The sequence below is a fragment of the Streptomyces sp. TRM49041 genome (assembly GCF_008271805.1).
GTDB lineage: Bacteria > Actinomycetota > Actinomycetes > Streptomycetales > Streptomycetaceae > Streptomyces.
The window spans coordinates 1-10,992 of record NZ_VSRY01000025.1 but is presented as its reverse complement, the minus strand read 5'-3'; the positions used below and the strand labels follow the sequence as shown (position 1 = coordinate 10,992).

9 protein-coding genes and 1 pseudogene are annotated in these 10,992 nt (G+C 73.1%); 7 read left to right on the top strand and 3 right to left on the bottom strand.

Translation table 11 applies throughout. The annotated features are described in order from the left end of the window. Nucleotides 1-245: 245 nt before the first annotated feature. From FVS66_RS01645 to FVS66_RS34735, 3 genes are all read left to right on the top strand, one after another. Nucleotides 246-1,022: a (2Fe-2S)-binding protein gene (locus FVS66_RS01645; RefSeq protein ID WP_262386745.1), complete on the top strand. Its 777-nt coding sequence runs from the start codon at nt 246-248 to the stop codon at nt 1,020-1,022. A 51-nt stretch (nt 1,023-1,073) separates the two neighbouring features. Beyond that, nucleotides 1,074-2,540, top strand: a complete 1,467-nt coding sequence (locus FVS66_RS01640) for an SDR family NAD(P)-dependent oxidoreductase (RefSeq protein WP_149179143.1) — start codon at nt 1,074-1,076, stop codon at nt 2,538-2,540. A gap of 284 nt (nt 2,541-2,824) precedes the next feature. Continuing rightward, on the top strand, nt 2,825-2,995 hold the full coding sequence (locus FVS66_RS34735; RefSeq protein ID WP_187645339.1) for a hypothetical protein: 171 nt from the start codon (nt 2,825-2,827) through the stop codon (nt 2,993-2,995). Between the two features lie 220 nt (nt 2,996-3,215). On the opposite strand, the gene FVS66_RS01635 is transcribed toward FVS66_RS34735, so the two are convergent. The 3 genes from FVS66_RS01635 to FVS66_RS01625 are packed head-to-tail and all read right to left on the bottom strand — an operon-like array spanning nt 3,216 to nt 6,155. Next, a complete protein-coding gene (locus FVS66_RS01635; protein WP_149179142.1) occupies nt 3,216-4,646 on the bottom strand; it encodes a lipase maturation factor family protein in 1,431 nt (476 codons plus the stop codon). Between the two features lie 22 nt (nt 4,647-4,668). Then, the gene (locus tag FVS66_RS01630; RefSeq protein WP_149179141.1) at nt 4,669-5,277 is read right to left on the bottom strand and encodes a DUF1990 domain-containing protein; all 609 of its coding nucleotides are present in this window, start codon (nt 5,275-5,277) and stop codon (nt 4,669-4,671) included. Continuing rightward, nucleotides 5,274-6,155, bottom strand: coding sequence for a YndJ family protein (locus tag FVS66_RS01625; RefSeq protein WP_149179140.1), 882 nt, complete (start codon nt 6,153-6,155; stop codon nt 5,274-5,276). The genes FVS66_RS01630 and FVS66_RS01625 overlap by 4 nt, the downstream gene beginning before the upstream one ends. 192 nt (nt 6,156-6,347) lie before the next feature. On the opposite strand from FVS66_RS01625, the gene FVS66_RS01620 reads away from it, so the two are divergent. From FVS66_RS01620 to FVS66_RS01605, 4 genes and pseudogenes are all read left to right on the top strand, one after another. Continuing rightward, nucleotides 6,348-7,481, top strand: a complete 1,134-nt coding sequence (locus FVS66_RS01620) for a DUF6777 domain-containing protein (protein WP_149179139.1) — start codon at nt 6,348-6,350, stop codon at nt 7,479-7,481. Nucleotides 7,482-7,529: 48 nt separating this feature from the next. Beyond that, the gene (locus FVS66_RS01615) at nt 7,530-9,653 is read left to right on the top strand and encodes a SpoIIE family protein phosphatase (protein ID WP_149179138.1); all 2,124 of its coding nucleotides are present in this window, start codon (nt 7,530-7,532) and stop codon (nt 9,651-9,653) included. 21 nt (nt 9,654-9,674) lie between these two features. Then, nucleotides 9,675-9,959, top strand: a pseudogene (locus tag FVS66_RS01610) (amidohydrolase family protein); the annotation flags it as partial. 45 nt (nt 9,960-10,004) lie between these two features. Continuing rightward, nucleotides 10,005-10,865, top strand: a complete 861-nt coding sequence (locus tag FVS66_RS01605) for a DNA-formamidopyrimidine glycosylase family protein (RefSeq protein WP_149179136.1) — start codon at nt 10,005-10,007, stop codon at nt 10,863-10,865. Nucleotides 10,866-10,992 lie beyond the last annotated feature (127 nt).

Below are 10,992 nucleotides of genomic sequence, written 5' to 3'. Positions count from 1 at the left end.
GCCCCCGCGTGGCGGGCGGCCCCGCCACGCGGGCCCGCCCGCCGGGCGCCGCACCTCGTCGTACCCGAGCACAGATCCGCCCGTACCGCCGTCGCGGTAAGGGAGTACGTGGCCGGGCCACGCACCGCTACCGTGGTCCCGGACAGGGCGGCCTGGCGCGGCAGGGGAGGACGGCACGGTGGAACCGGAGGCACGGGGGCTCAGCGCCGCCGAACTGCAGGCCATGAGCGACATCGGCGGCCTTCGTGCTCCCGGCCACGCCCCCGGCCCCCGGCGCGTACACCCCACTCGCCCGCGCGTACACCCACCCGTCCGCGCCCCCCTCGACGCCGGAGGGCGGGCCCCGGGCCGCCGATCCCCCGGTCGCCGGGCCCTGGCCCGACGACCGGATGTCGCCCCTGTCGGCGCGGGTCGTGCGGGTCGGGGAGCGACTGCGGGTCCCCGAGTACCGGGTCGCCGCGTCCATCGCGCAGCTCGGGCTCGCCGCGCGGCTCTGGTCGGTCACGCTGGGGGCCGCCGCGCTGTACGGCGTCTTCCCCGAAGTGACGCCGGCGTCACTGCGCTGGGACCCGGCCCTCTCCACGCCCGACGACCTGTGGTGGGCGGGCTCCGCCACCCGCCCCGGCACGCCGGAGGCGCTGCGGGAGGTCGTCCAGTACGGCCACCTCGTCCCGCTCGGCGAGGCTCTGCGCGCCGCCGGACCCGTCTCGGCGCGGCTGCTGTGGGGCAACGCGGGCTCCGCGCTCGGCGGCGCCGTACGTGAGCTCACCTCCTGGGCCCGTAGCCACGGCCGCCCCGATGTGGCCGAGCGGGCCGCCGCGCTCGCCGCAGCGCTGCTCGACCACCCCGACCTGTCCGGCACCCTCCAGCTCCCCACCCTGCGCCGCCGCACCTGCTGCCTCTACTACCGCTGCCCCGGGGGCGGGCTGTGCGGCGACTGCGTCTTCGACCGGCCGCCGCACGGTCCGCCCCGGCGCACCGCTCCGGGGCCGGGTTTGGCGGGCGGGCCGTCCGCTCCGTAAAGTTCGGCTTTTGAAACGCGGCAAACGAGTGATCGAGGAACGGCAGCGGCCATGACGGTGACAGAAGAGAACCAGGCGTACGGGCCGGGCATCGACCCAGAGCGTCTGGCCGTCTGCCTGAGCGTGCTCGAAGAGCTCGACAAGCTGGAGATCGACCACCCGGACGCGATCGCCGTCCGGCGCGCCACGGCCGGCATCTACCGGACCGTCAAGCAGCGCCGCCGCCAGGAGCGCAGGGCCGCCAAGACGGCGCACGACCGTGCGGTCACGGAGGCCACCGCGACCGGCTCCGCCGAGCGGATCGACGACGAGACGCAGGGCCTCCTGCCCAGCTCCTCCGCCGCCGGCGAGATCGCCGGGATACTCCGGCGCCCCCGCTCCTGCTACATCTGCAAGGACCGGTATGTCCAGGTCGACGCGTTCTATCACCAGCTGTGCCCGGCGTGCGCGACGGAGAACCGGGCCCGCCGCGACGCCCGCGCCGATCTGACCGGACGCCGCGCCCTGCTCACCGGCGGCCGCGCCAAGATCGGCATGTACATCGCGCTGCGGCTGCTCCGCGACGGCGCGCACACCACCGTCACCACCCGCTTCCCCAAGGACGCGATCCGCCGCTTCAAGGCGCAGCCGGACAGTGACCAGTGGATCCACCGGCTGAAGATCGTCGGGATCGACCTGCGCGACCCGGCGCAGGTCGTCGCCCTCGCCGACTCCGTCGCCGCGGCGGGCCCCCTCGACATCCTGATCAACAACGCCGCGCAGACGGTCCGCCGCACACGCCGGGCGTACAGCGAGCTGGTCGCCGCCGAGTCCGCGCCGCTGCCCGCCGGTGAGCTGCCGGCCGCCGAGGTCATCGGCACCTTCGGCAGCGGAGCCGTCGAGACCGTGGCCGCCCTGCCCTCCGCCCGCGGCGGCGACGGCCTCACCGCCCAGGACGTCACCGACCTCGCGCTGGTCAGCGGCTCGGCGACGCCCGCCCGGATCGCCGCGGGCACCGCGATCGACGCGGGCGGCCTGGTGCCCGACCTGACGGACACCAACAGCTGGATCCAGACGGTCGAGGAGGTCGATCCGGTCGAGCTGCTCGAGGTGCAGCTGTGCAACTCCACCGCGCCGTTCATCCTGATCAGCCGGCTGCGCGCGGCGATGGCCGCCTCCCCGGCGCAGCGCAGGTACATCGTGAACGTCTCCGCAATGGAGGGTGTGTTCAGCCGCGGCTACAAGGGCGCGGGACACCCGCACACCAACATGGCCAAGGCCGCCCTCAACATGCTGACGCGTACCAGCGCCCAGGAGATGTACGACAGCGACCGCATCCTGATGACGGCCGTCGACACGGGCTGGATCACCGACGAGCGGCCGCACCCGGACAAGATGCGGCTGGCCGAGGAGGGCTTCCACGCTCCGCTCGACCTGGTCGACGGCGCCGCCCGCGTCTACGACCCGATCGTCCGCGGCGAGTCGGGCGAGGACCTGTACGGCTGCTTCCTCAAGGACTACGCGCCCGGCAAGTGGTGAACAGGCGCCCCGCGAACCAGCCTTGATGACACGGAGTGTCCTTCTATAGGGCACTCCGGGCCACTATGGCCGGAACCCGATGGTGTGACGCGTTCCATCGAGCGGTACCGCGCTCATTTGGTTAACCTGGAGCGAACGACCGGCCGACAGGGATCCACGAAACCCCCTCGGGTCGGTCACGGGACTGGCCTGCCACCAAGGCCGCGCTCCCGCCCGGTTACCGGCGCCACCGCGACCGAACGGCAGAACAGGTCCCACAGGTTCGCGACACTAAGGAGTGCGCGGTGACACCAGAATCGACGACCCGGGAGCAGCCCCCGGCGGAGTCTCCGGAACGGTCCACGCGGTCGGACGAACTCGGCAGTCTGGAGGTCTGGGCCCGCTCGGCCCCGATCCGCCTGGCCGGGTACGAGGACGATCTCGCAGAGCCGCATATCCTGCCCGGCGTCGACTGAGTCGTACGCTGTGCCTTCGCCCCGTGCCCTCCGCCGTCGACGGCGGGGGCACGGGGCTTCTGACCGCCCGGTGCCGACACGGGAGAGCACACCGGACGGGACTGCCACCACTGGGCAGAAGAGCGGACCGAACGTCATCGGCATCCGCTCGGCCCGGCTCACTGCCGCTGAAACGTAGCGGAGCACCACCGGCCCCGACCAGCTTTGACCAGGACTTCACTCAGCGCATGGGTGTCGACTCGAGCCGGGTCGGCGGCAGGAACTCCCGGACGAGGGTGCGGTGCCACCAGGCCCCCGTGGAGCGCAGTTCCTGCCAGGTCGTGAACCGGTAGCGGTACACACGGGCGCGGATCATCGTCGGCGGGGTGTCCGGGAACGGGTTGTGGCGCAGCAGCTTCAGCGTGTCCCGGTCGCCGTCCAGCAGCCGCTCCACGAGCGGGCCGAACCACTCGGCCGCGTACGCGGGGGACAGCGCCGCGAACCACATCATCCAGTCGAGTCGCAGATGGTACGGCGCGTACTGGCGCGGCAGCCGCCGTACGTCGCCGGGCTTGCCCTTGAACGCGTACTCCCGCCACACGGTCCCCGCGTGGAGGGCCGGTTCGTCGGTGCCCTCGATGACGATCTCGTGGCGGACGCGGCCGACGGTCCCGAACGCGCCGTATGTGTTGACCAGGTGGAGCGGGTCGAAGGACCGGTTCATCGCCTGGTGGCGGGAGAGCAGATTGCGCACCGGCCGCACGCTCAGCGCCAGGACCAGGGCGGTCACCACCATGACCAGGACGCCGTACCACAGCGGCGCCTCGGGCAGGTCGGGAGCGTCGGCGACGAGCGTGCCGTCGACGGCCGACAGGGCCAGGACGATGGTGATCCAGTTCAGCCAGGAGAAGTTCCCGGACAGGACGAGCCAGAACTGGGTCACCGCGATGAGTCCGGCCCCGACGGTCGCCACCGGCTGTGGCGTGAACAGCAGGACCGGTACGACCAGCTGCGTCATATGGTTCGCGGCCGCCTCGACCCGGTGCAGGGGGCGCGGCATCCGGTGGAAGAACCAGCTCAGGGGGCCGGGCATCGGCTGGGTCTCGTGGTGGTAGTACAGGCACGTCAGATCACGCCAGCAGGGGTCGCCGCGCAGTTTGATCAGCCCCGCCCCGAACTCCACGCGGAACAGCAGCCAGCGCAGCAGCCACATCACCAGCACGGGCGGCGCGGTCCGGTCGTTCCCGAGGAAGACCGCCAGGAATCCGGCCTCCAGCAGCAGCGATTCCCAGCCGAAGCCGTACCAGGTCTGGCCCACGTTCACGATCGACAGATAGAGCGCCCACAGCACGGCCCACATGAGCATCGACACGGCGAGCGGTACCGCGTCGCCCGCGCCGGCGATCAGCGCCAGGGCGAGCGCGGCACCCGCCCAGGCGCAGAGCGCGAAGAACCGGTCGGAGTAGTGGAGCCGGAAGAGGCTCGGCGCCCGGCGCGCCGGTACCCGCCGCACATACTCGGGGACCGGCAGCATGCCGCGCTCCCCGATGAGGGCCCTGAACTGGAAGGCGGCGCAGAGGAACGCGACGAGGTAGAGCCCGGCGAGGCCCCGCTGGAAGATCAGGCGGCCCAGCCAGTAGTCGGATGAGGTGAACCAGGTGAACCACTCCATCCCTTCCAGTATCGGCCCGGTGTCAGTCCCGGACGGCCTTCCGCAGGGTCCGGCCGAGCCGGCGCGCGTACCGGCGCTGGAGTACGGGGACGAGGGGCCCGGCCGCTCGGGTGTACCAGCGGCCTGGGCGGCTGAACGCGGTCAGCGTGAACCAGACGGAGCCGTCCGGGCGCAGCTCGACGACGAACGACTCCTCGCCGCTCTCGGGGTGGCCGGTGAGCGTGCCGTACGCGAAGCCGGTGCGTCGCTCCTCGTACGCCGTCCACACCACCTCGCAGGGCACCCCGTACTCCAGAGGCCCGGCGCCGACGGCGACCGTGAGACGGACGCCGGGCTCCGCACGCGCGGCCTCGGTGTGCACACGCGCGCCGGACGCCCGGTGCATCCGCCAGGTGGTGACGGCCGCGCCCGCGGCCTCGAAGACATCCCGGCCGTGGCCGATCGGCGTCCGGTGGCGCAGGTGGTGGTAGCCGTCCGGGAGGGTGGCGGGGGAGCGGGTCGCGCCGACGTCCGGATAGGTGAATCCGGTGGCCTGGGAGCCGGGCGCGGTGCCGGAAGTGCCGGAAGTGCCGGAGGCGCGGGGGGCGCGGGGGGTGCCGGCGCTGCTGAGGCTGCGGATCAGCCGGGTCATGCGGGGATCTCCTCGCGGTCCGTGGCGGTGGTCGGGGCGGTGGCCGGATCGGTTGTGCGGTGCGAGGCGGCGGCCAGACGGCGCCAGGCCAGGAGCGAGCAGAGCGCGAAGCCGAGCGCGTTGGCCAGGCCGTGGGTGGCGGCCATCCAGGCCAGGCTGGGACGGGGCAGGCCGGTCGCCTCGCCGAGGGCCCAGCTCAGCGCCAGGAGCATGGTCGCCACCAGAACGGCCGCCGAGAGGGCGAGCAGCCTCCCGGTGAACCGGTCCAGGGTGCGGGGGCGTACGTCCTGCCAGGTGAGCAGGGCGACGGCCCACATGCCGCCGGTGAGCACGACGGCACCGGCCAGTTCCGCCCAGTCGTCGACGAAGTACCCCAGAAGCACCAGGAGCGTGCCGAGCGGGACGCTCAGCGCGGCGAAGTCGCCCAGGCGGCGGTCCGCGGTGACGCGCCGGACCAGGCCGGCCACCAGGGCGGCGGCGAACCCGGCGAAGTGGAAGTGCGGCACGGTCAGGTCCAGGATCTCCAGGTCGAACCCGAAGAGCCGGTACCCCCACCGCTCGGCGACCAGCGCGGTCGCGGCGACCGAGGGGCTCACCAGGGCGGTGAGCAGCGCCACCTCGGCAGGCGCCAGGGACCGGGTCCCGGCCAGGCGGCGCGGCGCGGCGAGCGCCAGGAGGACCGCGCCCAGCGCGTAGCAGGCGGCCAGGGCCGTGGCGAGCGCGCCGCGCGGCAGCCACAGGGACACCGCGCCCGGCACGGCGAACAGCGGCCAGAGCCGGCCGACGGCGGCCGCCTCGGGAACGTCCATCAGACGCAGTCCCATCGGGACGACCACCAGCATGCCGAGCATCACGATCAGATCGACCAGGACGGACATGGGGACACTCCCTCTCACGCGTGTTGAACGCGTTCAATTCGGCATGGGGAGCGTAGCGCTGGGACTTGAACATGTTCAAGTCCTAGGGGGGTGCCCTCGGGCGGGCCCTTTCCGGTTGCGGGGCGCCCTGTGATCCGGCAGACATGAAGGGACTTATCAGGTCAAATCAGTTGGAAAAGGCGGGAGATTCGCGTGCGTTCACCCACACGCCGCCCCTCGGTACGCCCTGGCCGCCCCGGTCGCCTCGGCGGTCCGGGCGTGCTCGCCGCACTCGCGGTCGTCGCCGGACTGCTCTCCGCGGGATGTGGCGGCGGTGACACCGGCCGCTCCGCCGCCGACACCCGCTCCGCCGACCGGACGCCCCTCCTGCAGCCGGCCGCGGCGCAGGGGCCGAACCCCTTCACGGGCTCCACGGTCCTCACCGCCGACCGCGCCGGGCGCCGGTCGCCGTCCCCCGCCGTGACAGGCACGCCGGCGGCCGCTGCGGACGCCGCGGACCAGCCGCTGCGCACCGTCGACGGCGCGACCCCCGGTCTGTACGGCGGTGCGCACTCCCTCCCCAGCTGCGATGTCGAACAGCAGGTGCGGTTCCTCACCTCCGACGCGGTCAAGGCCCGCGTCTTCGCCGAGGCAGCCGGGATCAACCAGGCGGGCCTCGGCGCCTGGCTGCGTGGCCTCACGCCCGTGATGCTGCGCGCCGACACCCGGGTCACCGGCCACGGCTACCGCGACGGCGCGGCCGTCTCGTACCAGGCCGTCCTGGAGGCGGGCACGGCCGTCCTCGTGGACGAGTACGGCGCGCCCCGGGTGCGCTGCGCGTGCGGCAACCCGCTGCGCACCCCGGCCGACGCGACGCGCCCCACCGCGTACCGGGGGCAGCCCTGGGACGGCTACCGCGCCGACCGGGTCGTCCTGGTCAATCCCACTCAGCGTGCCCTCGACAGCCTTCTCATCGTGAACGTCCTCAACGACACCTGGCTCGAACGCGAGGTCGGCACCGGCGGTGAGCAGGACCGGGAGCCCGCCGTGCCCCCGGCGTACGAGCCGGGCGACCGCCATATCGCGGACCACCCCGTGCCGGACGGCGGCGCATGGACGGAGGCGGAGGCCGGGAATCCCGCCGCCAACGCCACCCCGGCCTTCCCCAGGGTCCCGGCGGTGCCGCCCCCTCCGCCGGTCGCAGTGCCCGGCGTGCCGGTGCCGGACGAGGGGCTACCGGACGCGCCGATGCCCGACGGGGCGCTGTCCGACGGCCAGGTCCTGGAGGGGCCGGTCGTGGAGCCCGCGGTCTTCGAGGGGCAGAAGAGACGTTTCGTCTCTCCATAAGACATCTCAAAGGTCGATAAACCCGACAAGTGATGGCAGAGTGGCTCCATGGTTGATCCGGCAGCGGATGCCCTGTCGCTTCCCGAGGACTGGCCCGCCCACCCGGATCAGAGCCTGTCCCTGAACCGTATGGGCAGCTTCGACTGGGATCTCGACGCCGGGCTGATGCATATGGACGAGGTCGCACTCGACGTGTTCCAGCTGGATCCGGCCGAGTACGACGGGAGGCCGGAGAGTCTTGCCCGGAGAGTGCCGCCCAGCGAGTCCGTACGCCTCGACGGCATGGTCGCGCAGGCCCTCAAGAGTGGCAGCACGCACTACGGCGCCTACTTCCGCATCCGCACCCGCGACGGCGGACTGCGCTGGACCCACACGCAGGGGTTCATCCGCCGGGACGAGACCGGGCGCCCCCACCGCATCATCGGCATCGTCCGCGACGCCACCCAGGAACTCGCCGAGTCCACCACCCGTATGGAGGTGGACTCCGAACGCCGCCGCCAGACCAGCGTCGTCGAGTCCACCACGGCCGCGCTCGCCCACGCGCGGACCGTTCAGGACGTCATCGACGTACTGAAGGACTCGCACGGCCTGGAGCACCTCGGTGCGACCAGCGTCGTCATGGGCCTCCTGGAGGCGGGCCGTATCCATCTCGTCGCGGAGGGCCCGGACGGCTCCTTCGTGCCCGGCACCCGCTACACCCGGGTGGACGAGCAGTACCCGATGAGCGAGGTCGTACGGACCCTCGCGCCCCGCTTCATCGAGTCGGCCGCGGACTTCGCCGTGTCCTACCCGATCCTGTGGCCGCACATCACCGACCTCGGCATCACCTCCGCCGCGTACCTCCCGCTCATCGCCCAGGCCCGGCCCATCGGCGCCATGGGGCTGCTCTACAGCGACAAGAACGGCTTCACCCCGGAGGAGCGCAACGTCCTCGTCGCGCTGGGCAGCAGCATCGCCCAGAGCCTCCAGCGCGCCGTGCTCTTCGAGCAGGAGCACGACCTCGCCGAGGGCCTCCAGCAGGCCATGCTGCCGCGGCGCATCCCCGAGATCCCCGGCGCCCACGTCGCCGTCCGCTACCGGGCGGCCCGGCTCGGCCGGGACATCGGCGGCGACTGGTACGACGTGATCCCGCTGCCGGGCGGCCGCGTCGGCGCCGTCATCGGCGACGTCCAGGGCCACGACACCCACGCCGCCGCCGTCATGGGCCAGCTCCGCATCGTGCTGCGCGCGTACGCCGCCGAGGGCCACACCCCCGCCACCGTGATGGCGCGCGCCTCGGTCTTCCTCAGCGAGCTGGACACCGACCGCTTCGCGACCTGCACCTACATGGACGTCGACCTCGCGACCGGCGTCGTCCAGGTCGTACGGGCCGGACATGTGGACCCGCTGCTGCGCGACGCCGACGGCAGCTGCCGCAGGGTCCCCGTCCCGGGCGCCCTGCCGCTCGGCCTGTCCGCCGAGTTCGGGGCGCTCGACTATCCGGTCAGCGTCCTCGAACTCGACCCGGGCCAGACGATCCTCCTCTACACCGACGGGCTCGTCGAGGAGCCCGGAACCGACCTCGACGAGGGCATGCAGTGGCTCACCGCCCTCGTCCGGAACGGGCCGAGCGACCTCCAGACGCTCGCCGACCATCTGTGCGACGTGGTCGACGAGCGCGGTGGCGACGACGACGTGGCGATCCTGCTGCTGCGCCGCCGGGGCGGCTACGGCCCGCAGGCGGGCGGCCGGCTCCAGCAGCACGTGGCCCAGAGCGATCCCGAGGCGCTGCGCTCCGCCCGTCACATGATCGGGGCGGCGGTACGGGCCTGGGCCGGGCGGGACCGGGCCGACGAGATCGAGCTGGCCGCCGACGAGCTGATCACCAACGCGCTGCTGCACACCGACGGCGGGGCCATCGTCACCCTGCGGATGCTGACCGGCCCCGAACGGCGGCTCCGGGTGGAGGTCGAGGACCGTTCCAGTGCCCTGCCGCGGCGCCGCGACGCGGGCGAGGACGGCGTATCCGGGCGCGGTCTGCTGCTGGTGGACCGGCTGGCCGACGCGTGGGGCGTCGAGTCGCGCGGCAGCGGCAAGTGCGTATGGTGCGAGTTCGGCCTACCGGACCGCTCGGGCGAGAGCCGAGACTTTGGAGCGGCGGTCGGCGCGGGGGTCAACATTCACCCGGTATAGGAGGGTTGATACCGTCCACTCCTCCCGAACACGGTCTGCGAACTCTCCGGCATGGTCACCGAGGCCGACCCGGCCGCCCGGAGCACCGCGGACCTCGCCCCGTACGCCTGCACCGTCCTCGACGCCTTCGGCCCCCACCGGTTCATGTTCGGCTCCGACCGGCTCGTCTGCCTCCTCGCCGCGCGGTACGACGAGGCGGTCGCCACGATGCACGACCTCACCGGCGGGCTCAGCGGCGCTGAGCGCGCCGCCGTGTTCGCGGGCACCGCCACCCGCGTCCACGGCCTGTGGCCATCAGACCCGTGACCGGCTGGTGAGGCGCACCGCACCCTCCTGCGGCAGGCTGGAACCATGCCCGAACTACCCGAGGTCGAGGCCCTTCGCGAGTTCCTCGACATACACCTCGTGGGCAAGGAGATCGCCCACGTCCTGCCGGTCGCCATCAGCGTCCTGAAGACCTACGACCCGCCGCTGAGCACCCTCGACGGCGCCACCGTCACGGCCGTCGGGCGGCACGGCAAGTACCTCGACATCACCGCGGGCGGGCTCCACCTGCTGATCCACCTCGCCCGCGCCGGCTGGCTCCAGTGGCGGGACGTCCTGCCGTCCGGGCCCCCGCGCCCCGGCAAGGGCCCGCTCGCCCTGCGTACCGCGCTCACCGGTGGCGACGGCTTCGACCTCACCGAGGCGGGCACCACCAAGCGGCTCGCCGTGCACCTGGTCCACGATCCGGCGGACGTCCCGGGCGTCGCCCGGCTGGGCCCCGACCCGCTCGCCGACGCCTTCGACCGGGACGCCTTCGCGGCGCTGCTGGCCGGGGAGCGGCGGCAGATCAAGGGTGCCCTGCGCGACCAGAGCCTCATCGCGGGCATCGGCAACGCGTACAGCGACGAGATCCTGCACGCCGCGCGCATGTCGCCGTTCAAGCCCGTCCAGAACCTCACCGACGACGACATCACCACTCTGTACGAGGCGCTGCGCACCACACTCGGCGGAGCCGTGGCCCGCTCGCACGGCATGGAGGCCGGGAAGCTGAAGGCCGAGAAGAAGAGCGGGCTGCGCGTCCACGGGCGCGCGGGCGAGCCCTGCCCGGTGTGCGGCGACACCATTCGCGAGGTGTCGTTCAGCGACTCGTCCCTCCAGTACTGCCCCCGGTGCCAGACGGGCGGCCGACCGCTCGCCGACCGCCGCATGTCCCGCCTGCTGAAGTAGCGCCGCGGCGGCCCGGGGCCCGCCGCCTGGCGGTGGCCCGGGCCACCGGCCGCTCAGCCGCCCGACCGGCGCCCGCGCACCAGCCAGTCCCGTACCCGTCCCCCGCACGGCCGCCAGACGCGCAGCG